The 23,108-nt window shown below is 49.4% G+C and carries 21 protein-coding genes; 20 read left to right on the forward strand and 1 reads right to left on the reverse strand.

What is annotated here, in order from left to right; translation table 11 throughout:
- Positions 1-4: 4 nt before the first annotated feature.
- The 11 genes from KHS78_RS14295 to KHS78_RS14345 all read left to right on the forward strand — a co-directional run bounded on the left by KHS78_RS14295 (position 5) and on the right by KHS78_RS14345 (position 12,230).
- Positions 5-1,084: a glycosyltransferase gene (locus KHS78_RS14295; RefSeq protein ID WP_211829150.1), complete on the forward strand. Its 1,080-nt coding sequence runs from the start codon at positions 5-7 to the stop codon at positions 1,082-1,084.
- Positions 1,077-2,249, forward strand: a complete 1,173-nt coding sequence (locus tag KHS78_RS14300; protein ID WP_211829151.1) for a hypothetical protein — start codon at positions 1,077-1,079, stop codon at positions 2,247-2,249. Before KHS78_RS14295 ends, KHS78_RS14300 begins: the two co-directional genes overlap by 8 nt.
- Before the next feature lie 66 nt (positions 2,250-2,315).
- A complete protein-coding gene (locus tag KHS78_RS14305) occupies positions 2,316-3,482 on the forward strand; it encodes a glycosyltransferase (RefSeq protein WP_211829152.1) in 1,167 nt (388 codons plus the stop codon).
- Positions 3,483-3,569: 87 nt separating this feature from the next.
- The gene (locus KHS78_RS14310) at positions 3,570-4,460 is read left to right on the forward strand and encodes an ATP-grasp fold amidoligase family protein (protein WP_211829153.1); all 891 of its coding nucleotides are present in this window, start codon (positions 3,570-3,572) and stop codon (positions 4,458-4,460) included.
- A 25-nt stretch (positions 4,461-4,485) separates the two neighbouring features.
- Positions 4,486-5,598, forward strand: a complete 1,113-nt coding sequence (locus KHS78_RS14315) for a glycosyltransferase family 4 protein (RefSeq protein WP_211829154.1) — start codon at positions 4,486-4,488, stop codon at positions 5,596-5,598.
- Positions 5,599-5,697: 99 nt separating this feature from the next.
- Complete coding sequence (locus tag KHS78_RS14320; RefSeq protein WP_343216916.1) at positions 5,698-6,747, forward strand: PDDEXK nuclease domain-containing protein; 1,050 nt, start codon at positions 5,698-5,700, stop codon at positions 6,745-6,747.
- A gap of 375 nt (positions 6,748-7,122) precedes the next feature.
- Positions 7,123-7,578: a hypothetical protein gene (locus KHS78_RS14325; RefSeq protein ID WP_211829155.1), complete on the forward strand. Its 456-nt coding sequence runs from the start codon at positions 7,123-7,125 to the stop codon at positions 7,576-7,578.
- A 433-nt stretch (positions 7,579-8,011) separates the two neighbouring features.
- Positions 8,012-9,376: a phosphomannomutase CpsG gene (cpsG, locus tag KHS78_RS14330; RefSeq protein WP_211829156.1), complete on the forward strand. Its 1,365-nt coding sequence runs from the start codon at positions 8,012-8,014 to the stop codon at positions 9,374-9,376.
- A 140-nt stretch (positions 9,377-9,516) separates the two neighbouring features.
- Positions 9,517-10,350, forward strand: a complete 834-nt coding sequence (gene galU / locus KHS78_RS14335) for a UTP--glucose-1-phosphate uridylyltransferase GalU (RefSeq protein ID WP_211829225.1) — start codon at positions 9,517-9,519, stop codon at positions 10,348-10,350.
- Positions 10,347-10,757, forward strand: coding sequence for a VanZ family protein (locus KHS78_RS14340; protein ID WP_211829157.1), 411 nt, complete (start codon positions 10,347-10,349; stop codon positions 10,755-10,757). The genes galU and KHS78_RS14340 overlap by 4 nt, the downstream gene beginning before the upstream one ends.
- A 54-nt stretch (positions 10,758-10,811) precedes the next feature.
- Positions 10,812-12,230 carry an O-antigen ligase family protein gene (locus tag KHS78_RS14345; protein WP_211829158.1) on the forward strand — a complete coding sequence of 473 codons (1,419 nt, stop codon included), beginning with the start codon at positions 10,812-10,814 and terminating at the stop codon, positions 12,228-12,230.
- A 23-nt stretch (positions 12,231-12,253) separates the two neighbouring features.
- Here the strand turns inward: KHS78_RS14345 and KHS78_RS14350 are convergent, their stop codons facing one another.
- Entirely contained in the window at positions 12,254-12,811 is a 558-nt protein-coding gene (locus KHS78_RS14350; protein ID WP_211829159.1) for a putative ATP-dependent zinc protease, read from the reverse strand.
- A gap of 210 nt (positions 12,812-13,021) precedes the next feature.
- Here KHS78_RS14350 and KHS78_RS14355 point away from each other — a divergent pair, with 210 nt between their 5' ends.
- The 9 genes from KHS78_RS14355 (at position 13,022) to KHS78_RS14395 (ending at position 22,738) form a co-directional block, all read left to right on the forward strand.
- Entirely contained in the window at positions 13,022-13,756 is a 735-nt protein-coding gene (locus tag KHS78_RS14355; protein WP_211829160.1) for a tyrosine-protein phosphatase, read from the forward strand.
- A complete protein-coding gene (locus KHS78_RS14360) occupies positions 13,753-14,469 on the forward strand; it encodes a hypothetical protein (protein ID WP_211829161.1) in 717 nt (238 codons plus the stop codon). Before KHS78_RS14355 ends, KHS78_RS14360 begins: the two co-directional genes overlap by 4 nt.
- A 227-nt stretch (positions 14,470-14,696) precedes the next feature.
- Positions 14,697-15,194 carry a nicotinamide-nucleotide amidase gene (gene pncC / locus KHS78_RS14365; protein WP_211829162.1) on the forward strand — a complete coding sequence of 166 codons (498 nt, stop codon included), beginning with the start codon at positions 14,697-14,699 and terminating at the stop codon, positions 15,192-15,194.
- Positions 15,195-15,347: 153 nt separating this feature from the next.
- Entirely contained in the window at positions 15,348-16,403 is a 1,056-nt protein-coding gene (gene recA, locus KHS78_RS14370; protein ID WP_211829163.1) for a recombinase RecA, read from the forward strand.
- A gap of 73 nt (positions 16,404-16,476) precedes the next feature.
- The gene (locus KHS78_RS14375) at positions 16,477-16,935 is read left to right on the forward strand and encodes a regulatory protein RecX (protein ID WP_211829164.1); all 459 of its coding nucleotides are present in this window, start codon (positions 16,477-16,479) and stop codon (positions 16,933-16,935) included.
- A 35-nt stretch (positions 16,936-16,970) separates the two neighbouring features.
- Positions 16,971-17,579, forward strand: coding sequence for a tRNA-uridine aminocarboxypropyltransferase (locus tag KHS78_RS14380; RefSeq protein ID WP_211829165.1), 609 nt, complete (start codon positions 16,971-16,973; stop codon positions 17,577-17,579).
- A gap of 51 nt (positions 17,580-17,630) precedes the next feature.
- On the forward strand, positions 17,631-18,518 hold the full coding sequence (locus tag KHS78_RS14385; protein ID WP_211829166.1) for an NAD(P)-dependent oxidoreductase: 888 nt from the start codon (positions 17,631-17,633) through the stop codon (positions 18,516-18,518).
- Between the two features lie 275 nt (positions 18,519-18,793).
- On the forward strand, positions 18,794-21,400 hold the full coding sequence (gene alaS / locus KHS78_RS14390) for an alanine--tRNA ligase (RefSeq protein WP_211829167.1): 2,607 nt from the start codon (positions 18,794-18,796) through the stop codon (positions 21,398-21,400).
- A gap of 105 nt (positions 21,401-21,505) precedes the next feature.
- Positions 21,506-22,738, forward strand: coding sequence for an aspartate kinase (locus KHS78_RS14395; protein ID WP_211829168.1), 1,233 nt, complete (start codon positions 21,506-21,508; stop codon positions 22,736-22,738).
- Positions 22,739-23,108: the final 370 nt, after the last annotated feature.

Genomic DNA, 23,108 nt, shown 5'->3' on the forward strand with positions numbered 1-23,108 from the left:
ATTTATGGATAATGTTGTTCTTTTTATAGACTCTCTAGAACGGGGGGGGGCAGAGGGAGTATGTGTCAGCTATGCAAATGAATTGCAAAATAAAAATCACAATGTAGTCATAGTGGTTTACAGGAAATATAGGAAAGGGAAGCATAATTATATTTCATTATTGAACAGTAATATAAAAATTATTGATCTTAAAGTTGAAAATGGAGTTGATGCGCTGAGAAAACTTCTCTTAGACAATAGAGTAAATCAGTGGGGCAAAGTGATCTCCTTTAATCACCAGATTACAATAATATCTTTAGCATTAAAGTTTTTAAAAAATAAGAATATAAAGGTAATTTCAAGAAATGTGAACTTTTTATCTTATGATACAAAGTTGAGAAAAGGTGGGTTTAAGAAGTATGTTACAAATTATCTCACAAAAATTTTATATAAAAAATCAGACTACTTTATTGCGCAATGTGAAAAGATGAAGAAAGATATGGTTCTATCTTTTCATGTGCCAGAATCAAAGGTAGCTGTTATCTATAATCCTGTATCCGAAAAAATAACAAACACTAATAGTACGACACCCGATATAGATATTTTATTTGTTGGGCGTTTAGTAAAACAAAAAGGTATTGATAAACTTGTTGATGCAATTGAAAATGTTATTGCCTTACATCAAGATACTGTTAAGTTAGTAATAATCGGTGATGGAGAGCTTAGAGATTACTTGGTTGGAGAGATGGAATTGAAGCAAAATAAATATACTAATTTTTCTTTCGAACATGTTAAGTCAACAGAGTCTGTAAATGATTATTATGCAGCAGCGAAAGTCACAGTTCTAACCTCTATTTATGAAGGTTTTCCAAATGTCTTGATTGAGTCACAAACCGCAGGAACGCCGGTAGTATCGTTTAACTGCCCAAGTGGCCCATCAGAAATAATTAATGATAGAGTTAATGGTAGACTTATAGAAAACTACAATACTAAAGAGTTTGCAGATGCAGTTATATATTATTTGATTAACAATGTTCGTGTTGAGCCCCACATTAAAAGAGATGCGCAAATGAACAAGCTCGTGGAAGTTGTTAATAATGCTTGACTCATTTAACTTTAGAGTTTTTCTGGGCTCTATTTTTATTTTCTTTATTAGTTTAGAGAGCTATGAGCTGTATAGATTTTATCCGTTAGCTCTGATTTTTTTGGTTTCATTGGCGTACGTTTTCAATGAAAATATTTACGTGTCAATATTTAAAAAAACCTGTGCTGCTGTAGTATTCATACTAATTATTGGTATATTGGGGCAATACGAATTCTTAACTTATAAGCACAATATATCTTATACGTTATTTGAATATTTAACGTCTAATATTTTAAAGGTTGCCTTGTGTTTTGTTTTGCTAATCGTAGGTAAATTTGATAGAGAAATAATTGCGGAATTTATTAAATTTGCAATAGTGTATCATTTGTTTTTTTTCTGTATGCAGTATATTTCTGTCTATGCTATTGGTTACTATATTGATCCATTGGAATTAATAACAGGACAATCACAACGTTATTTTTCTGGGTTTTCTTTACCTATTCTTGGCGCTATTTACAGACCTACAGGATTTTTTTTAGAACCATCGACATATGCGACGTATATTATCATATTAACAGCAAGCAGAATGATTCTACTAAAAAAGGTAGACTCAATTGATAAGTTTGCTGTCCTTACCTGCTTTATGACCTTATCACTTGCAGCAATTGCTTATTCATCATTAACGTTGTTGACAATATTTTATTTTGAAAGCAAAGGGTCATACAAGAAATTCCTCATACCCATCCTATCTATAGGTGTTCTGCCCGCTTTATACTTTATTTATCAAGTGAGGATAGATAGTACTGGTGGCACAGCAATAGCTATTAGAGAAGGACTAAGAGATTATGTTTTTAATCAAGATTTTCTATCTCTTCTTTTCGGAAATGGCGTATTAGGTTACCCAACAGAAATTGCAAACCAACTCTTAGAAGGTGGTTTGTGGGCTATTGGTGCTGCTGCTCTCAATGATAATGGTATATGGCTATTTCTGATAATGAAGCTTGGTGTTTTCGGACTTGCGATTTATCTATGGCTAACCAATACTTGGATTCGAAGCACTAGATTTTACATAATAAATGTTATTATCCTTTTCACAAAAGCAACAATCTTTAGTTTTACTTTTATTTTTTATGTTCTTTTAATTTATTTGTTCAGAAATCCAGAAGATGATCATATAAATCCATAGATTATTCCTTCTAATAAGCAGTCAAAAATAAACATGAAAGTTGAATAAGGTTCCAATAATTTTTTCATGAAAATCCTATTGATTTCTGATTATAAATCAGGCGGTGCAGGAAAGGTCTGCGCTGATACCATTAAAGTTTTGCGAAATGAAGGGTATGAGGTTGTTGAGTTATGGGGAGGCGAAAAAAAAACTAGAATGTCTCCATTTTCTTATGTTTACAATTTTAAATCTTATAAAAAAATTCTTGGTGTGTTGTTGGAAGAAAATCCAGGTGCTATTCATATTCATAACTTTGACAATTGTTTAAGTCCTTCAATATTAAGAGCTATAGCTAAATATAAGAAAAATACTTCTGTTCATGTAGCCATGACTTTACATGATTATCACATGCTATCACCAAGCAATGGGTTAATGTATTTCAACAACGGTACTAGTCATCTGTTTGAGAAGCCCCCATCAATAATAGAGTGTATAATAAAAAAAATAGATAGAAGAACTAGGTTTCATGGCTTACTTAGAGTATTACAATGGGTAATAAATTATAAAGTCCTAAAGTCACATCTAGTGATAGACAAATATTTATGCCCAAGCTATTTTATGGTGGATATGGCGTCGAAGGTTGTTTCAAGAAATAAAGTCACTTTTATTAGAAATTCAACTCATGTTCATCTAAATGAAAGGCAAAATACCCGTAGTAACACAATGCCGATAATAACCTTTGCTGGCCTATTGTCTGAAGATAAAGGTATTTATAACTTTCTTCAAAACGCATGTAAATTTGACCCGCTTAGTAAAAAAGTAATTGTTAATATTTGCGGATCCGGACCACTGAAAGACAGTATTGAATCATTGGCTAAAAAACTAGAAGAAAATAATATTTCACTAAGCTTTAGGGGTAAGGTAGCACATGAGGAATTGATGAAAATATTCCAAGAGAGTCATTATGTTTTATTGCCTTCCTTGTGTTATGAAAATTCACCTTTAGTTTTGGCAGAAGCCACGTCATTGGGGTGTAAAATAATTGCAAGCAATCATGGTGGTATGAAAGAATTTCTTGATAATTTTACAAATAGCATACCTATAGATTATTCGGCAGATAACTTCTCGAAAGTTGTATTGACTAAGGCTATTCATGGTTTCTCGGAACCTACAGAAATAATTGATGTGAATTTTACCAAAGATATGGATGAGAAAATATATTTAAAAAAGCTAATTTCTACTTATTTAAATTGAAATTCTGTTAGTTATGCTTCTTTTTCATTGCTTCTAATATTTATGGTATGGTGATTGTACCCTGCCAGCTGTTTAGGTTTATTTGTTTTGAAAATTAAAAGAATTATTAAAAACGTTGTGAGAGATTTGGTCAGGTTTTTTTTGCCTAAGTCTATTTATATTGCGCTGCGATTTTATCTTACACATGGCTATAAGTGTAATCTTAAAAAGCCGATGTCTTTTTCGGAAAAGATAATATATCGTAAGTTAAATACAGATCCCCACCTGTACTCTAAGTTTGTTGATAAATTTACAGTTAGACAATATGTAAAAGATACTATAGGCGATAACTACCTTATCCCTCTTCTGGGTCAGTATAATTCTATTAAAGAAAGTGATTTCGACGGTTTACCCGCACAATTCGTTATAAAGACAAGTAATGGCGGGGGGGGAGAAAATGTCAAAGTTATATTTGATAAGACAAGCTGCAGCTTGAATAAACTGTGTAATGATTTTAATGGGTATCTTAAGGTTAAAATAGGTTCAAAAATTGACGAGCCATTTTATGATATTGAACCCCCCTGTGTTTTGGTCGAAAAATTAATTGTTGATGAAAATGGTAGGGTACCATCTGATTTTAAAATTCATGTTTTCAAAGGTGACGATAAAGAGAAGGTGTTAATTCAGGTAGATGGTGATCGTTTTGGTAATCATAAGCGCTCTCTGTTTGATGAAGTGTTGCAGAAACTGGATTTTGATATTCAGCCAAAATACGAAAGCATTGATGAAGATTTTGTTTTTCCAGGTAATATGCCAGAAATGATTGCTTTGGCAAAAAAACTTGCTCAACCCTTTAGATATGTTCGTGTTGATATGTATTCGGTTGCTAATGCTGTGTATTTCGGTGAATTGACGTTTTGTCATGGCAGTGGATGGGAGAAGCTTTCGACTAAAGAAGCTGACTGTTTATTAGGCAGTTACTGGAAAGAATACAATTAACTTACACTTCATGGTAGTCAGAAACGTGCAAAAGTACCTTGCAATAACTGCCAACACTAGTTGGTATCTATACAATTTCCGGAAAAACACCATTTATGCCCTGCAAAAAGAAGGCTACAAAGTACTGGCTATTGCACCAACGGATGAATACTCCCAGAAACTTGAGGAACTGGGCTGTGAATTTATTCCTGTAGCCATTGATGCGGGTGGCACTCACCCGGTTAACGATATCAAAACGTTTCTTTCGTTTTGGAATATTTACCGCAAGAACAAGCCCGCTGCTGTCTTAAACTTTACGCCGAAAAACAATATCTACAGTACGCTGGCGGCTTGGCTTTGTGGTTCGGCCTGCATCAATAATATTGCGGGGCTGGGTATCCTCTTCATTAATGAATCAGTAGCCTCCAAAATTGCCCGGCTGCTGTATCGGTTCACCCAGCCCAGGGCAAAAAAATTGTTTTTCCAGAATGAAGACGATCGTGTGCTTTTTCTGGAAAACAAAATGGCACCTGCCCATCTTACTGACCGATTGCCCGGTTCCGGCGCAGACCTCCAGCGTTTCACATTAACGCCTGCTCCTGATGATGGGAAAATCAGGTTCTTGTTGATTGCCCGTATGTTGTACGACAAAGGCATTCAACACTATGTGGATGCGGCCCGGCAGCTTCGCTCGCAATACCCTCATGTAGAGTTCCAGCTGTTGGGTTTTCTGGATGTTGATAATCCCTCCGCTGTCAAAAAGGCTGAAATGGATCAATGGGTGCAGGAAGGCGTGGTGAACTATCTGGGTACCTCTGATGCCGTTCAGGATGTCATCGCCGGCGTAGACTGTATGGTCTTGCCCTCCTATTACCGTGAAGGGGTACCCAAGAGCCTGCTGGAAGCGGGTGCCATGGGTAAGCCCATTGTCACTACGGATAATGTGGGCTGCCGTGAAACCGTCGATGATGGTGTGAACGGTTTTCTCTGCCAGCCCCGCGATACGGTAGATCTTGCTGAAAAGATGGAAAAGATCATTCTCATGTCTCACCAGGAACGGCTGGCCATGGGCAAGAAAAGCCGGGAGAAAATCGAGCGTGAGTTTGATGAGCAGATTGTCATTCAGAAATATCTCGATGCAGTACGTGAGGTGGTTTAAGGCACATTCTGTTTTCCGATTCGACTATCCTTCCTGTCTTTGGACATAAAGATCAAAACAGGGTGTGCTACAGCAACCCGCCAATACGGGAAAACCTCAGTGCCTGACCAATTACCAGACGGTTATCGACCGTGGCTTCAAGCCATAAAAAGTCGAATCTATACAGCACAACAACGCGCTGCCATTACCGTCAATCAAGGTATGCTGGAACTGTATTGGCAAATCGGCCAGGAGATCCTTGAGCGGCAGCAGCAACAGGGTTGGGGCTCCAATGTTGTGGGTCAGCTGGCAAAGGATTTGAAATCCACCTTTCCCGAGATGAAAGGGTTCTCGCGCGCAAATTTGATGTATATGAGGGCATTTGCAGAATCCTGGCCTGATTTCGTGACAGAGACAAATGTCCAACAGGCTGTTGGACAAATTCCCTGGGGGCATAATTTACTGCTGTTAAGCAAGCTCAAAGACCGCTCGCAGCGTCTCCTTTATGCAACCAAGACCATTGAAAATGGCTGGTCTCGTAATGTTTTGGCTCATCAGATTGAAGGTCGCTTGTTGGAACGACAGGGCAAAGCAGTCAGTAATTTTGCATGCTCACTGTCTAACCCTCAGTCGGAATTGGCTCAGCAAACCCTGAAAGATCCCTACCTGTTTGACTTCCTCTCTCTTCGAGAGGCTGCCAAAGAGCGGGATATAGAACAGGCTCTTACCCGCCATATCAGCCAGTTCCTGCTGGAACTCGGAGCCGGGTTTGCCTATGTGGGCCAGCAGGTTCATCTGGAGGTGGGCGGTGATGACTTCTATCTGGATCTGCTGTTCTATCACCTCAAACTGCGTTGTTACATTGTGGTCGAACTGAAAACGGGGGATTTTAAACCTGAGCATGTGGGTCAGCTGAATTTTTACCTCTCCGCAGTCGACAGTCAGATGAAGTCTGAACAAGATGCCTCCAGTATTGGCCTCCTGCTTTGTAAAAGCCGTAACAAGGTGGTCGCTGAATATGCCCTTCGCGATAACGCCAAACCGATTGGTGTCGCGGAATACCAGCTCTCTCAATCGCTACCAGAGAAACTGGAAGGCAAGCTGCCTAGCATTGAGCTGATAGAGCAGGAGGTGCTGTCACTCTCGGAAGACGATGTCGATCAGTTGTAGACTTGTCCGGCCAGGTCTGGCCCGGGGTATAAATTTTTGATTTATGTTGCTCTCCTCTGGAGAGTAATAATGTTTGATATGAACGCCCTGGCTTGGACGCTGTTTATATTGTGCATGGTGGTTGCATCGGTTGCTGTCTCGGTTTGTTACCCATAGAAAAAACGCAGAGTCAACAAAGGCACTCGAGGAGGATTGCATAAATACCTTTATTTAATCACTCCTTTGAGGCGCCTGTTTCCATGCTGAATTGACCCTGACAGGTCATATAAATGTACGCAGCCTTTTCAATTCAACGGTATGCAGAAAACCGTCGTGTAAACAGCCGCACCCCGCATTGAGTGTCTATACTGCGCACCGCGAAATAAACCACCTACAATGCAAGGGCTGATCATGACTGCAAACACTCTTGAAGAACGCGTCGCACGTTTGGAAAGACTGAAGCCCATTCTGGAGGCAGAAAGTTTGAATACCTTACTTGAGGATCAACGCAGTTTTCTGAACCGGCTCGACCATCAGGTCAATGTGCGGGTACATGCTGTTGAGGTTTCTATCACTGATCTGAAGTTTGATGTCGGTCAGGTGATGGACCGGGTGGATAAGCTGGATGTCCGTATGGATAAAATGGAATCCAGCATGGTTGAGATGAAGGCTGAAATGTCCGAGATGAAGGCAGAAATGTCTGAAATGAAGGCTGAGATGTCTGAGTTTAAGGCTGAAATGTCTGGGTTTAAGGCTGAGATGTCTGGGTTTAGAACTGAGATGTCTGAGATGAAGGCCGATATTGCAACGATGAAAGGGATGCTGGAACTACTGGTAGCGACCAGATCCTGACAGCGCCTGATAGCAGGGATGCTATACACAGCAATTTTCCCCCTGGTTCACTTTTCAGCATTTTGTGGTCGTACTGCTCACTCCAGAAGGTTCGGCTCATAGTTTGTGAAAAGGATAGCGCTGCGCCAGTCGCTGGCTTCAAGCGTGTTCTCTCGTTCAGTGTGACGTCGGCATGCCCCTCTCAACACTGGGGAAGTAACTGTTCTATCGCCCTTTATCTCTGCTCATCATTTACCATATTGATGTCGTGGCTCTGCCCTTGGATGGTGACTTTCATTTGGCGGTACTGGCTGGTTGTTTTAGTATCAAACGCATAGGGTAGTAGTTAATCGTCTTATAGTTATTAGATCGCAATGTTGACGCTCGGTGCCCACAATACTGTTTAGGGTGCCTGTTATTTTCTCTTCACGTTACTGAAAGTTATCCATCACTCATGACATCACTTTCCTGCTTCAAGGCCTACGATATCCGTGGCCGTATGCCCGATGAACTTAATGAAACCATCGCTTACCGCATTGGCCGGGCCTATGGTGAATACCTTAAGCCAACCACCGTGGTGATTGGGGGCGATGTCCGCCTGACCAGTGAAGCCCTCAAGCACGCCACGACCGAAGGGTTGCGCGATGCCGGTGTGAATGTGCTGGATCTTGGCCTCGCCGGTACCGAGGAAGTCTATTTCGCCACCTTTCATCTCGGCGTGGACGGCGGCATTGAAGTGACCGCCAGCCACAACCCCATGGACTACAACGGGTTGAAACTGGTACGCGCAGGGGCACAGCCGATCAGCGGGGATACCGGTCTGCGTGATATCCAGCAGCTTGCCGAACAGGCAGATTTTGCGCCGGTAGAAAACCGTGGCAGTTGCGAAACAGTGGATACCCTGCAGGATTATGTCAGCCATCTGCTGGGGTATATCCAGGCGGAAGCCCTTAAGCCTATGAAGCTGGTCGTCAATGCTGGCAATGGGGCCGCGGGCCATGTCGTGGATGCGATTGAGGCACGCTTCAAGGCCAGCGGTGTACCGGTGGAATTTGTGAAGGTTCACAACGAGCCGGACGGCAACTTCCCCCACGGTATTCCCAACCCCATTCTGCCGGAATGCCGGGCGGCGACCTCAGAAGCGGTGCTGGAACACCAGGCGGACATGGGTATCGCCTGGGATGGCGATTTTGATCGCTGTTTCCTCTTTGATGAAAACGGCGCCTTCATTGAGGGATACTACATTGTTGGCCTGCTGGGTGAAGCGTTTCTGGCCCATAACCCCGGTGCCAAAATCATTCATGATCCACGCTTGACCTGGAACACCATTGACCAGGTCACCGCTGCCGGTGGTGAACCGGTGTTATGTAAGACCGGCCATGCGTTTATCAAGGAACGGATGCGTAAGGAAGATGCCGTTTATGGCGGTGAAATGAGTGCTCACCACTATTTCCGCGATTTCGCCTATTGCGATTCCGGCATGATCCCCTGGCTGCTGGTCGCTGAACTGATGTCCCGCAAGGGTAAGACCCTGTCTGAACTGGTTTCTGAGCGAATTGCGCTGTTTCCGTCATCCGGTGAGATCAACAGCAAGCTGGACGATCCCCAGGGCGCGATTGACCGGGTGTTGTCGGTTTATCAGGCAGACGCTGTCGCCGTTGACCATACCGATGGTATCTCGGTCGATATGGGGCAGTGGCGGTTTAGCCTGCGACTTTCCAATACCGAGCCGGTGATCCGGTTAAATGTCGAAAGCCGTGGTGATGTCGTACTCATGCAACAGCAGACGGATGAATTGTTGCGTTTGATCCGCGCATAAGTCCTAATCTTGTTTTAATAGCGCTGCGGCTGTGTAGGCTCAGCGCAAACCTGTGACCGATTGTATGTATGTCCGTCCGCCTTCCCGTGTAGGTTGGTGGGCTAATGTCTTTTATTGTTTTGCCGGGCTCAATACCACCCATGATCAAGAAATGCCTTTTCCCCGCCGCAGGCTACGGCACCCGTTTTCTTCCCGCCACCAAATCCATGCCGAAAGAGATGATGCCGGTCGTCAATAAACCGCTTATTGAATATGGCGTCGATGAGGCGGTGGAAGCCGGTATGACTGAAATCTGCATGGTTACCGGCCGCGGCAAGCGGGCACTGGAAGACCATTTTGATATTAACTACGAACTGGAACACCAGATCAGCGGCACCGGTAAGGAAAGTATGCTCGGGCATATCCGCGGTGTGATGGAATCCTGCCGTTTTTCCTACACTCGCCAGACGGAAATGAAAGGGTTAGGGCACGCTATCCTCACCGGCCAGACACTGGTTGGCGACCAGCCCTTTGCCGTGGTGCTTGCGGATGACCTGTGTGTGAATCCCGGTGGCCCTGGCGTGCTGGCCCAGATGGCGAAACTCTACCGACAGTTCCGTTGCTCTATTGTGGCCGTGCAGGAAGTGCCGGAGGATCAGGTTCACAAATACGGCGTTATTGCCGGGGATGTGATCCGGGATGATATTCTGCGGGTGACCGATATGGTCGAAAAACCTACCCGGGAAGAGGCGCCCTCAAACCTGGCCATCATCGGGCGTTATATTCTCACGCCGGATATTTTTGATTTGATTGCCAACACGGAGCCGGGTAAAGGCGGGGAAATCCAGATTACCGATGCACTGCTCAAGCAGGCGCAGGAAGGGTGTGTACTGGCTTACCGATTCAAGGGCACCCGGTTTGACTGTGGCAGCGTGGAAGGTTTTATCGACGCTACCAATTACTGCTATGACCACTTTTACCGGGCCGGCGAGTGACAGATTCATCGCAACACCGTGTCGGCGGCGGAATAGATCGCAATAATCGGCGGGTAGTGATGGCCCGCTGTCTGTTATTGGTCGTTCTGCCGGTGATTGGCTGGCTGGCGACATTCTCTCCCTGGCAGCCGTTCATGCAGTTCAGCGACAAGTTGCGCCATATTGCGGCATTTCTGGTATTGACCGGGTTGATCTGGCAGTCTTGGCCAGCGGTGCCGGTCCACCGACGTTTGTTGCTGATGGTAGCGCTTGGCCTTGGGCTGGAATTGGTTCAGACCCTGACGCCAACGCGGGAATTTCATCTGGATGACCTGGCCGCCAGTGTGATGGGCGCCGTCGTGTTTGAAGCACTGCGCGAAAGTTACCGTCGAATTCACACACTTTTGATCTCACCACCTTCACGCTAACGGGTGGGCAAGGTATTATCGGCGCCCGCGTTTATCCCCCTGGCGAACCCCCTGATGACTGATACCCGCTACAGCTCTTTCCTGTTCTATTGCCTGTTGTTTGTTCTGCTCTGGTTACCGCTCCCCTTTGGCAGTAAGCCGGAATGGGCCATGGGAATACTTCAGATACTGGTGTTTATGCTGGCTGCATTCTGGCTGGTGGGGTTTGCCATCAAGGCCGTGAACCTGACGCCGGGTTTCCGAAAAGGTCTGCCGGTGCTGGTTGCGCTGTTAGTGGTTGCGGGCTGGCTGGAGATTCAATCGCTGTCTTTGCCAGCATCCATGGTGCAATGGTTGTCACCGGTTGCGTACCAGTTCCAGGTGGATGCCGCCACTGCACTGGGCCAGTCGTTACCGGATGCCTTTCCGCTGTCCCTGGATCCATTTGCTTCACACCTCCATGCGATGCTGACGCTGGCTTACGCGCTGTTGTTTGCGCTGGCCTTGTTGCTGGTCAACGATCAACGACGTTTAAAATGGCTGGCATGGGCTATTGTGGCCGGGGGAGGTTTCCAGGCGGTCTTTGGTGTTCTCAGCACCTTGTCTGGATTGGAATGGAGCTTTTTCATCGACAAGGAAGCAGGGCGGGGTGTTGCCACAGGGACCTTCGTGAACCGGAACAATTTTGCGGGCCACCTCGAAATGACAATGGCCATTGGCATTGGCCTGCTGGTGTCACAGTTGCAGGAGAAGCGTGCGCGGGACCGGATGGAATGGTTACGCAATACGCTGAAAACGCTTATGAGCAGCAAGGTGCTGTTACGGGCGATTCTTGCTGCCATGGTGATTGGTCTGGTGATGTCACGTTCCCGCATGGGTAATGCAGCCTTTTTCTCCAGTCTGCTGGCGACGGGTTTTCTGTATGCGGTCTGCCGGAAAACGCTTTCCCGTGGGATGATCATCCTGTTCCTGAGTCTGATTGTGATTGACACGGTGATTGTCAGCCAGTGGTTCGGTCTGGATAAAGTGGTTGAACGTATTGAGCAGACCCGGATGGACACGGAGTTACGTGCAGATGTGAATCCGGTGTCTCTGATCATTATTGGTGATTTTTCGCTGACCGGCTCCGGCGGCGGCAGTTTTTATACGACGTTACCTGCGTACCATGATGGCACCTGGCGAGGGTTCTTCGATCTGGCCCATAACGATTACCTGCAGTTTCCCCTTGAGTTTGGTGTGCCCGCTTTCCTGTTACTGGTCTTCTCTGCGGTGTTTGGTTTATGGCAGGCCGTTCAGGCCATGAGGCAGCGGCGCAACCGGCTTTATATCGGGATGGGGTTTGGTGCGACCATGGGGCTGGTGGCGTTGTTGATCCATTCGACGGTGGACTTTAACCTCCAGATTCCCGCCAATGCGGCATTGTTTGTCGTGTTGCTGGCCATAGGCGTTTTGGCGCGACATCTGCCAACCCCTCGGTCTGGGGCTAGGCATTGATACGATTCAGAAAGAACGGTGCGTCAGAGGCAATCGTGATTCAGCAGGAAATCGTTTGATGGGTCGATCAACGCAATACCATCCAGCGTGTTTTTCCCGAGCAGAATCTTTTCATTAAAGGCGGAGCGTTCTGTCAGGCTGAAAGCGGTTGTTGTCGTTATCGGGCCGAGTGATATTGCTGTTTCGATGACTGGGCGTTTCCTGGGTTTGCCGCTGTGGGTCTGTATCCAGGCATAACGTTTCAGGGGTTTGACCAGCCGCAGCATCTGCGCCTGATGGTCATCCCGCGGGATATCAAAATAGACCCAGCGTGAACCGTTGGTGTGAGCCTTAACTTCAATGTTTTGTGCATCCATGGAGGAGAGGGTTGAGCCGGAGTCGATCAGAGTGGTCAGGTTGACGGCGTGGTGGCCGACCTGGCTGATCATTTCCCGGTTGCCCAGAATGTAACGATCACCATGCTGGCAGGCCGATGTCGTTTCTGCACGTGTAACACCCGCAGTCAGGGACAGAAATGCTAAAAATAGGCCTTGAATAAGCACTGATCGTTGTTGGCGATTCCATTCGGAAAGATACGGCATAAAAGGCGTTCCCTCTGCGCTTCCAGTATCTTTGGTGTTCTTTTTAGTTATAGACGCTTTTATGCCTTTAACGTTCTGTTGAGGGTTTTTACACACGCCTCATGATGGCGCTGTCCGCTTCAGTCTTCGCTGTCTCTCCGTATTTCGCTTTCCATCAATAAACGGTACGCTTCGCTCCGTTTTTTCCAAGAATCTGCTGCCGTTTCATCCATGATCGATATCCATAATCACATCATTCCCGGTATTGATGACGGGGCTGCCGTCATGGCTGACGCCCTGGCGTTGTTAAACCTTGCTGTTGAAGATGGCGTTACCCATGTGGTCTGTACGCCACACATGCATGCCGGTCGTTATGACAATGACAGTGAAACCATCCGGCCTGCCTTCGATGTCCTGCAGCAGGCGGCAGCAGAAGCATCCCTGTCTGTGTCCCTGGCAATGGCGGCAGAGGTGCGAATCAGTGATGAGTTTATGATGCAGCTGCGCAGAGGCCGGGTGCCAATGCTTGGGCAATGGGAGGGCAGTGATTGTGTGCTGCTCGAAATGCCCCATCAAAATCTGCCAATGGGTATCGATAACCTGCTGGCCTGGTTGCAGCGCCAGAACGTTCGAGCGGTCATTGCGCACCCGGAAAGGAACAAGGAATTGATGCGCCACCCGGAACGCAGCCTGAAGCTGGTGGAACGGGGTGTCTTATTCCAGGTGACGGCCGGGTCTGTTGCCGGTCACTTTGGCGGCCAGGCTCAGGAGACGGCTCGCTGGTTGCTGGATCGTGAACTGGTTCAGTTTGTTGCATCGGATGCCCACCATGCGATCAGGCGGCCGCCGGCGATGGGTGCTGCAGCGACCGTATTGGATGACTGGTATGGGGTGGAAACCCGAAAATTGTTAACAGAACATCTGCCTCGCCAGCTGACAAAATCCCTGTTTGGAGAAGATGAATGAAGGTGCAGGTCAATCAGCGCCGATTGGTCAATATGATGGTCGTGGTAGCCGGGCTGGTATTGCTGGTGATGGCTGCGGCTGATGCCATGCAGTTGGTCAAGGCGGGCGCCATTAATAACCAGACGGAAGCGTATCTCGACTTCTGGCGTGAGCAGCAGAAAAAACAGCCGGATGATTTTCAGTTGAAGCCCCGTGATTATGATGTTGCCCTGCAGGGGGCTGAACAGGCGTCGGCCGCCTTGCCTGATTCTCCTGAGCAATGGGTACTGAAAGCCCGGGTGGAGGATTGGGGGCAACAGTATGGTTTGCTTCAAGCCGGGATTGATCATTCCAGTGAATCAGTAGAAAAAAATCCGTTACTGGATACCTGGCGCCATGCGATTGCTCTCCGGCCTGCCTGGCCTTATGCCTGGGCGGATTATGCCATGGCAAGGGCGCAGCTTTCGTTGATTGATCCGGACTTTGAGACAGCGTTGTTGAGAGCCAATCAGCTGGGGCCATGGGAAGAGCGGGTACTCGAAAACAGTGCGTTGCTGGGTATGCATTACCATGACTGGCTGAGTCAGCCCATGCAGGCGACGCTGCAGGGTAGTCTCCAGCGGCTGACCGAACGTTATCCGTATAAAGCTGTGAGTATTGCCCGCCGTTACGGGCGTGCGGGGGAATTATGCCCGTGGTTGACGAGCCCTGAGCGTGTGCGGGAATGTTTGTAATGCTTCTGTCAGGCGTGAATGCTTCATTGATTTGATAAAAAATAGCGCGGAGCTTGCATGCGCCGCTATCTATATTCAGTGCTTATTCGTTAATGGCGTTGGTACCTGGCTGTTTCCGCGGTATGGTAGTGGATGGTTTATTGGCCGTGTGTTTTGAATCACGTAATCGTGTGGTGGCATGATTTACGGCAGGCGGCATTGCATGATCGGCAGGTACGGTGGGTACTATGCAGCAAGAGATTGAAGCGCTCGCTCAGCAGCTGGGGCAGAGATTACTGGCAAAGGGCTGCTGGGTAGCGACAGCGGAATCCTGCACGGGCGGCTGGGTGGCGGAAGCCATAACATCCGTTGCTGGCAGCTCGGCCTGGTTCGGCTATGGTTATGTATCCTACGCCAATGAGGCCAAGCAGCAGATGCTCGGTGTTAAGGCTGAAACACTGGCTGAGTACGGTGCTGTCAGCGAGGCGGTGGTGACAGAAATGGCGGATGGCGCCCGTCTTAATGCCGGTGCAGGTCTGTCAGTAGCGATCAGCGGCATTGCCGGGCCTGATGGCGGTAGTCCTGAGAAGCCGGTAGGCACCGTCTGGCTGGCGTGGTCGCAGGAAGGGCAACCGACGAAGGCGCAGGTCTGTCATTTTAGTGGTGATCGGTTTGCTATACGGCGACAGGCCGTCGTGACGGCGCTTTCGGGTCTCTTGCGATTAGCTGAACACCCAGCGAGTTAAACAGGCAGATTAAATTTTATTGTCGACTAGTCGAATTTCAGATTGTGTGTTTTAATACTGTTTAAGTATACAGTTGTTTTAGCGTTGCAGGCTGGATGAAGCAGTTAAAGGTGCCAGCCCGCAAAGGTCGGATTAATTGTGAGGGTGCGTCAGATGGATGACAACAAGAAAAAAGCGTTACAGGCGGCGCTTGGCCAGATTGAGCGACAGTTCGGCAAAGGCACCGTCATGCGCATGGGTGACCAGAAGCATGAACCGATTCCGGCAATTTCAACCGGTTCCCTGCAGCTGGATATTGCGCTGGGTATTGGTGGTCTGCCGAAAGGGCGTGTTGTTGAAATCTATGGTCCAGAGTCATCAGGCAAGACAACCCTGACCCTCAGTGTGATCGCCGAAGCGCAGAAGCAGGGCGCAACCTGTGCCTTTGTGGATGCCGAGCATGCGCTGGATCCTGAATATGCCCGTCGCCTGGGTGTTAATGTCGACGACCTGTATGTGTCTCAGCCTGATACCGGCGAGCAGGCGCTGGAAATCACCGATATGCTGGTGCGTTCCGGTGCTGTCGATGTCGTGGTTGTCGACTCCGTTGCGGCCCTGGTGCCGAAAGCGGAAATTGAAGGTGAAATGGGTGACTCCCATGTGGGTCTCCAGGCCCGTCTGATGAGTCAGGCGCTCCGTAAGCTGACCGGTTCGATCAAACAGGCCAACTGCCTGGTGGTCTTCATCAACCAGATCCGGATGAAGATCGGGGTCATGTTCGGTAACCCGGAAACCACAACCGGTGGTAACGCCCTGAAATTTTATAGCAGTGTTCGGCTGGACATCCGCCGTACAGGCGCGGTAAAGCAGGGTGATGAAGTCATTGGTAACGAAACCCGTGTCAAGGTGGTCAAGAATAAGGTGTCGCCGCCATTCCGCCAAGCTGAATTCCAGATCCTGTATGGCAAGGGTATCTACCGTATGGGTGAGGTCATTGACCTGGGCGTTAAGCTGAAACTGGTCGATAAGGCCGGTGCCTGGTACGCCTATAAAGGTGACAAGATTGGCCAGGGCAAGGCGAATGCTGCGCAATATCTGCAGGATAACCCGGCGATTGCGCAAGAGATTGAGTCTGAAATCCGGCGACAGCTGTTGACGTCAGCTAAGCCCCAGGCCGATGAGAAAGCTGAAAAAGTAGCAGAAGAAAGTGAAGAGCTGACACTGGCCTGAGCTTTCTGAGTTGGATTGAATACTGCGGCGTTTACCTGTAATGGGGTAAGCGCCGTTTTTATATGGGGTGGATATGTCTTCTTCTGAAACAGAACTACGGCGAGCGGCAATGGATTTGTTGTCGCGCCGGGAACATAGTCGGAAAGAACTCTGGCAGAAACTGCGTAACCGGGCTGAAACGCCAGAAATGCTGGAAGTAGTGCTGGGAACGCTTGAGGCGGATCGGTTGTTGTCGGATGAGCGCTTTGCAGAAAGCTTCGTCCGTAGCCGGGTGTCCCGTGGTTTGGGGCCGACGAGAATCAAGCAGGAACTGCTTCAAAAAGGGATTGCTGCGGATCTGGTTTCAATGCAGCTTGAGGCCTTTGATGAAGACTGGTTGCAGCAGGCGCAGGATGTCAATGTGAAAAAGTTTGGAACAACGCCGGTAAAAGACCCGAAGGAAAAAGCAAAGCGGGTTCGCTACCTGCAATATAGAGGGTTTCATATCGACACTATCCTGGCGGTTGTCGATGGGCGTAGAAATGATGAGTAGTCCCTGGATACAGGAATGATGGAGTCTGTGGGTTGATGGAACGCTGTGAGACTTGCTTGTTACCTCCGTTTATCTGTTTGTGTGCTGATAAACCGGTGGTAGCCAGCAAGGCAGTCTTCTGGTTGCTGATGCATGAAAATGAACAGTCTAAAGCGACCAATACCGGTTATCTGCTGGCCGGTAGTGTGCCTGGCGGCGTCATCGCTACCTGGCGCCGAAAGGAGCCTGATAACGTTTTGTTGGGGTTGTTATCTGATTCGCGCTATTGGCCGATTCTGGTTTTTCCTTCTGCCTATGCCCGTTACCAGGCTCATGATGCGCTGATGGAGAGTGCCGACAGTATGCCATTGGATAAAGTGCCGGCTTTTATTCTCATCGATGCTACCTGGCAGCAGGCGCGAAAAATGTATAACCACAGCCCTTACCTGCATGGGTTGCCGATGTTGGATCTCGGTGCTGATTGTACTTCCGAGTATCAATTGCGCCGTGTTCGGCATGAGGCGCATTTGTGTACGGTAGAAAGCGCCATCGAGGCATTGCGCTGGTTAGGTGAAGCATCCGCGGCTGCGCAGTTGCATACCTGTTTTTCTCTCTTTAACCAAAATTTCCATCGCCTGAAACTGGCAGCTACCTCGGCGCCATGATATTAAGGTGCGTGAATCAAAAGTAATGAAAACAGTGAAAAGGGTGGCGTTATGACCTGTCAGGTTGCTTTTATTGGGCTTGGGGTGATGGGATATCCAATGGCCGGCCATCTGGCAGGTGCGGGCTATCAGGTGACTGTCTATAACCGGACACCGCAGCGTCGGGAGCAGTGGCTCAGCGAGCATCCGGGCCATGGCGCGGAAACGCCTGCGGCAGCGGCTGCCGGGGCAGATTTTGTGTTTGCCTGTGTCGGCAATGATGATGATCTTCGTCAGGTCTGCCTGGGTGAGCAGGGCGCTTTTTCGGGTATGAAGGAAGGGGCTGTCTTTGTAGACCACACCACCGCATCAGCCGCAGTGGCACGTGAATTAGCCGGTATTGCTGCTGAAACTCAATTGAGTTTTCTGGATGCGCCGGTGTCCGGCGGTCAGGCCGGCGCCGAAAATGGTGCGTTGACTGTGATGGTAGGGGGCGATGCCGGTACGTTTGAGCGGGCTGCCCCGATGATTGATAGCTATGCGCGCTGTGCAAAGTTGATGGGGGAAGCAGGGGCGGGTCAGCTGGCGAAAATGGTCAACCAGATCTGTATTGGTGGTTTGGTTCAGGCGTTGTCCGAAGGGCTGCATTTTGCCCGAAAAGCGGGGCTCGATCCTGCCGCAGTGATTGAAGTGATTTCCCAGGGGGCCGCCCAGTCGTGGCAGATGGAAAACCGTTACCAGACCATGCTGCAAGGCGAGTATGAGCATGGCTTTGCCGTAGACTGGATGCGTAAGGACCTTTCCATTTGTCTGGATGAAGCGCGCAGGAATGGTGCGAGCCTGCCAGTTACCGCCATGGTCGATCAGCAATACGCCCAGGTTCAGGCCTTGGGCGGCGGGCGCTGGGATACTTCAAGCCTGTTTGCTTTGTTGGAATCCGTGGTTGATCGTGGTAAGTAACGGGGTTACCTGCGTGTTTATACGGTTGGATTGATCGGTAGCGATCAAGAGATAATCGGAACCCATGTTAGGGTCGGCAGATGCTGCCTGCCGACTCCATTCCGAGGTTATGTGCTCAGTCAATGGCGGTTGGATTGCACCACAAGTTCATTGCCTGTGGCTGTCCGCCTGTTGTTCATCGTTATATAATGCGTGAATTTTGCGAATTTCCCGGTGTCAGAACAGTGAGCGTCCTGGCATCTATCCATTTTGAGACTCCCTGACGGGAAGGTGATATGAAAAGTTCTGAATTACGGTCTGCTTTTCTGAATTATTTCAATAAGCAGGGACATGAAATTGTCGAAAGCAGTTCGCTGGTTCCCCATGATGACCCGACGCTGCTGTTTACCAATGCGGGTATGAACCAGTTCAAGGATGTGTTCCTGGGCCGGGAACAGCGTCCCTATAGCCGCGCCACCACGTCCCAGCGTTGTGTACGTGCGGGTGGTAAGCACAATGATCTGGAAAATGTCGGTTACACCGCCCGTCATCACACCTTCTTTGAAATGCTGGGTAACTTCAGCTTTGGTGATTATTTCAAGCGTGATGCCATCAAGTTCGCCTGGGAATTCCTGACTGTCGAGCTGGGTATCCCGGAAGAAAAGCTGTGGATCACCGTCTACAAGGACGATCAGGAAGCGGAAGATATCTGGCTGAAAGAGATGAAGGTCAGCCCTGAACGCTTCTCTCGTCTGGGTGAAAAAGACAACTTCTGGTCCATGGGCGATACCGGTCCCTGTGGTCCGTGCAGTGAGCTGTTTTATGACCATGGCCCGGATGTGGCCGGTGACCCGCCGGGTGGTCCGAATGATGATGGCGACCGCTACATCGAAATCTGGAACATGGTCTTCATGCAGTTCAACCGGACGGCGGATGGCGAAATGCACCCGCTGCCGAAGCCGTCCATTGATACCGGTATGGGGCTGGAGCGTATTGCCGCTGTAATGCAGGGCGTGCACAGCAACTACGAGATTGACCTGTTTCAGACCCTGCTGGCTGAAGCCGGTCGTCTGCTCAATTGTCCGGATACCACGACGGCGTCACTGCGCGTGATTGCTGACCATATCCGTTCCTGCGCTTTCCTGGTGGCGGATGGCATCCTTCCGTCTAACGATGGTCGGGGTTATACCCTGCGTCGGATCATTCGCCGGGCTTGCCGCCATGGTCATAAGCTGGGAGCCAGCGAGCCGTTTTTTGCCCAGCTGGTGCCAGCGCTGATCGACGCGATGGGTGAGGCTGCGAGTGTTGTGGCGGAAAACAAGGATCACGTCATGCGTGTCCTGCGTAAGGAAGAAGAGCAGTTTGCCCGTACGCTGGACAAGGGGATGAAGATCCTTGAGGACGATCTGGCGGGCATGGAAGGCACAGAAATTCCCGGTAAAACCGTCTTCACCCTGTATGACACCTATGGTTTCCCGGTTGACCTGACCCACGATATTGCTCGTGAGCGTGGTCTGACGCTGGATATGGCCGGCTATGAAACCTGCATGGAAGAGCAGCGTAACCTGGCGCGTGCTTCCAGCCAGTTCGGAATGGATTATAACGATGTCCTGTCCATCGACGGTGTGACCGAGTTTACCGGTTATACCGCGCTGGAAGGGGAAGAAATCGTCAAGTCACTTTTCCGCGACGGCCAGCCGGTTGAGTCCATCGGTGCGGGTGAGAAAGCCGTTATTGTACTGGAGCGTACCCCATTTTACGCTGAGTCCGGCGGTCAGGCGGGTGATGTCGGCCTGCTGCGTACTGAAACTGGCACGTTCCGTGTGGATGATACCCGCAAGGAATCCGACAACCATCTGCATCACGGTGTGGTGGAAACCGGTGAGATTCGTGTGGGCGAGCGCCTCGGGGCGATGGTTAATGCTGAAAAACGCATGGCGACAGCACGCAACCACTCTGCCACGCATTTGCTGCATGCTGCCCTGCGTGAAGTGCTGGGTGATCACGTTCAGCAGAAAGGCTCTCTGGTGAACAGTGAGCGTCTGCGTTTTGACTTCTCGCACTTTGAGCCGGTTTCAGCAGACCAGTTGCGCCAGATTGAGCGGATTGTTAATGAGCAGGTTCGTTCCAACACGCCGGTGAAAACTGAACTGATGGATATGGATCAGGCGCGGGATGCTGGCGCCATGGCCCTGTTTGGTGAGAAATACGGTGATGAAGTGCGTGTTCTGAGCATGGGCACCAGCGGTTTCTCTGTCGAACTGTGTGGTGGTACCCATGTTGAGCGTACCGGTGATATTGGCAGCCTGGTGGTTGTGGCTGAAACCGGTATTGCTGCGGGCGTTCGGCGGATTGAAGCGCTGACCGGTGAAGCGGCGCAGGCCTGGTATGAGAACCAGGAACAGCGGATTCAGTCTGTGGCCAGCCTGGTCAAAGGCAGCCGTGACTCCGTGGTCGGCAAGGTACAGACGCTGGTGGACCGTAACCGCGAGCTGGAAAAAGAGATTCAGCGTCTGAAGCAGAAACTGGCGTCTGCAGCCGGTACTGACCTGGTGGCTGGTGCGATTGAGGTTGCCGGTATTCGTGTGCTGGCAACCCGTCTTGATGGCGTTGATCCGAAGTCCCTGCGTGCTACGGTTGACCAGCTCAAGAATAAACTGGAGAGCGGTGTCGTGATGCTGGCGGCTGTCGATGGTGACAAAGTGGCTTTGGCGGCTGGTGTGACCAAGGAGCTGACGGACCGGGTGAAAGCCGGTGACCTGCTCAAGATGGTTGCAGCCCAGGTGGGCGGAAAGGGTGGCGGTCGTCCGGATTTTGCCCAGGGTGGCGGTTCTGATGTGCAGGCGCTACCGGCGGCGCTGGAGTCTGTCAGCCGTTGGGTTGCTGAGAAACTGGCCAGCTGATCGGAATTGTTGACCCGTTCACAGGGTTGACTGAAACAGGGGCTGTTTCGACCCGTGGGGGATGTGGTACATTCCCCACGGCTAATAAATAAAAGTACTTACGATATGGCGTTGTTAGTTCAGAAGTTCGGTGGCACGTCGGTCGGCACAGTCGAGCGAATTGAGGCCATCGCGGAAAAAGTACAGCGATTCAGAGAGCAGGGGCACGATATTGTTGTCGTGTTATCCGCCATGTCTGGCGAAACCAATCGCCTCGTAGATCTTGCCTATCAGATGCATGATGCGCCAACTCCCAGGGAGCTGGATGTCATCCTTTCCACCGGGGAGCAGGTCACCATTGCGCTCCTGTCCATGGCGCTGAACCGGCGCAACTGTCCGGCCAAGTCCTATACCGGCTGGCAGGTGCCTATCAAAACGGACAGCCAGCATAACAAAGCCCGTATAGAAAGCATTGATACTGATGGGGTTCGTGAGGATCTTGATGCAGGGCGTGTGGTGGTGGTGGCCGGGTTCCAGGGCGTAGACAGTGCAGGCAATATCACGACTTTGGGCCGTGGCGGCTCTGATACCACGGCGGTGGCGCTCGCGGCGGCCCTTGAGGCGGACGAGTGTCAGATCTATACCGATGTCGACGGTGTCTATACTACTGACCCTCGTGTTGTTGAAGGCGCGCGGCGTCTGGATAAAATTACCTTTGAAGAGATGCTGGAAATGGCCAGCCTCGGCTCAAAGGTTCTGCAGATTCGCGCGGTGGAGTTTGCCGGTAAGTACAATGTGACCCTGCGGGTGCTCCACAGTTTTGAGGACGGCCCCGGGACGCTGATTACACTGGAGGAGCAGGACGAGATGGAGCAGCCCGTTGTATCCGGAATTGCCTTTAATCGGGATGAAGCCAAGCTGACAATCAAGGGGGTGCCTGATATCCCCGGCGTTGCCTCCCGGATTCTGGGTCCGATCAGCAAAGCCAATGTCGAAGTCGACATGATTGTACAGAACGTGGCCGATGATAAATCCACAGATTTCACGTTCACCGTACACCGTAATGATTTCCAGAAAGCATTGGCCGTGGTGGGTAATACGTCGGATGAGCTGGGTGCCCGTGAGTTTGACGGTGACAACCGGATTGCCAAGGTATCCATCGTCGGTGTCGGCATGCGGTCCCATGCCGGTGTGGCGACGCGGATGTTTGAGGCGCTGGCCGCTGAAGGTATCAATATCCAGATTATCTCAACATCAGAGATCAAGGTATCGGTCGTGATTGCGGAGAAGTATCTCGAGTTGGCAGTCAGGGCATTGCATTCGGCGTTTGAGCTGGATCAGGAACCCACGGCGGAATAATGCGTCGCGGCGTTTTTCGTCCCGTACAAATACTCATGGAAATAGCGGTTGTTGATATTAGACTGTCGCTGTACATAGTTTGATCTATAGCGGAAATGGGTAAGACCGCATGTCTGATCGTGGCGGTCTGCCTGGTGTGTTAGGGATTGGTGCGGCTTGGTCTGATAGTGTTCTACAGTGGTTTCCTCGCTGTTGCGCATGAATGTATGTCAGGCTTTGCGTCAACGAATAACGATAGTGAGCTATGATGGTGCGGACCGGATAGTCGCACAGGGAGATTGCCAGATACATGCGCGGATTTTCTCGCGCGGTGCTCCCGAAGGTTAGCGGAGTGCTTGAAGAATAGGGAATATGCGGGAATCTGTTGCCA

The sequence above is a fragment of the Kistimonas asteriae genome (genome assembly GCF_018263925.1).
Lineage (GTDB): Bacteria > Pseudomonadota > Gammaproteobacteria > Pseudomonadales > Endozoicomonadaceae > Kistimonas > Kistimonas asteriae.

Excerpts from the sequence above, each read along its gene's own strand:
- KHS78_RS14295 (WP_211829150.1), top strand. The coding sequence starts at position 5 with ATGGATAATGTTGTTCTTTTTATAGACTCTCTAGAACGGGGGGGGGCA.
- KHS78_RS14300 (WP_211829151.1), top strand. The coding sequence starts at position 1,077 with ATGCTTGACTCATTTAACTTTAGAGTTTTTCTGGGCTCTATTTTTATT.
- KHS78_RS14305 (WP_211829152.1), top strand. The coding sequence starts at position 2,316 with ATGAAAATCCTATTGATTTCTGATTATAAATCAGGCGGTGCAGGAAAG.
- KHS78_RS14325 (WP_211829155.1), top strand. The coding sequence starts at position 7,123 with ATGCAAGGGCTGATCATGACTGCAAACACTCTTGAAGAACGCGTCGCA.
- cpsG (WP_211829156.1), top strand. The coding sequence starts at position 8,012 with ATGACATCACTTTCCTGCTTCAAGGCCTACGATATCCGTGGCCGTATG.
- galU (WP_211829225.1), top strand. The coding sequence starts at position 9,517 with ATGATCAAGAAATGCCTTTTCCCCGCCGCAGGCTACGGCACCCGTTTT.
- KHS78_RS14345 (WP_211829158.1), top strand. The coding sequence starts at position 10,812 with ATGACTGATACCCGCTACAGCTCTTTCCTGTTCTATTGCCTGTTGTTT.
- KHS78_RS14350 (WP_211829159.1), bottom strand. The coding sequence starts at position 12,811 with ATGCCGTATCTTTCCGAATGGAATCGCCAACAACGATCAGTGCTTATT.
- KHS78_RS14355 (WP_211829160.1), top strand. The coding sequence starts at position 13,022 with ATGATCGATATCCATAATCACATCATTCCCGGTATTGATGACGGGGCT.
- KHS78_RS14360 (WP_211829161.1), top strand. The coding sequence starts at position 13,753 with ATGAAGGTGCAGGTCAATCAGCGCCGATTGGTCAATATGATGGTCGTG.
- pncC (WP_211829162.1), top strand. The coding sequence starts at position 14,697 with ATGCAGCAAGAGATTGAAGCGCTCGCTCAGCAGCTGGGGCAGAGATTA.
- recA (WP_211829163.1), top strand. The coding sequence starts at position 15,348 with ATGGATGACAACAAGAAAAAAGCGTTACAGGCGGCGCTTGGCCAGATT.
- KHS78_RS14375 (WP_211829164.1), top strand. The coding sequence starts at position 16,477 with ATGTCTTCTTCTGAAACAGAACTACGGCGAGCGGCAATGGATTTGTTG.
- KHS78_RS14380 (WP_211829165.1), top strand. The coding sequence starts at position 16,971 with ATGGAACGCTGTGAGACTTGCTTGTTACCTCCGTTTATCTGTTTGTGT.
- KHS78_RS14385 (WP_211829166.1), top strand. The coding sequence starts at position 17,631 with ATGACCTGTCAGGTTGCTTTTATTGGGCTTGGGGTGATGGGATATCCA.
- alaS (WP_211829167.1), top strand. The coding sequence starts at position 18,794 with ATGAAAAGTTCTGAATTACGGTCTGCTTTTCTGAATTATTTCAATAAG.
- KHS78_RS14395 (WP_211829168.1), top strand. The coding sequence starts at position 21,506 with ATGGCGTTGTTAGTTCAGAAGTTCGGTGGCACGTCGGTCGGCACAGTC.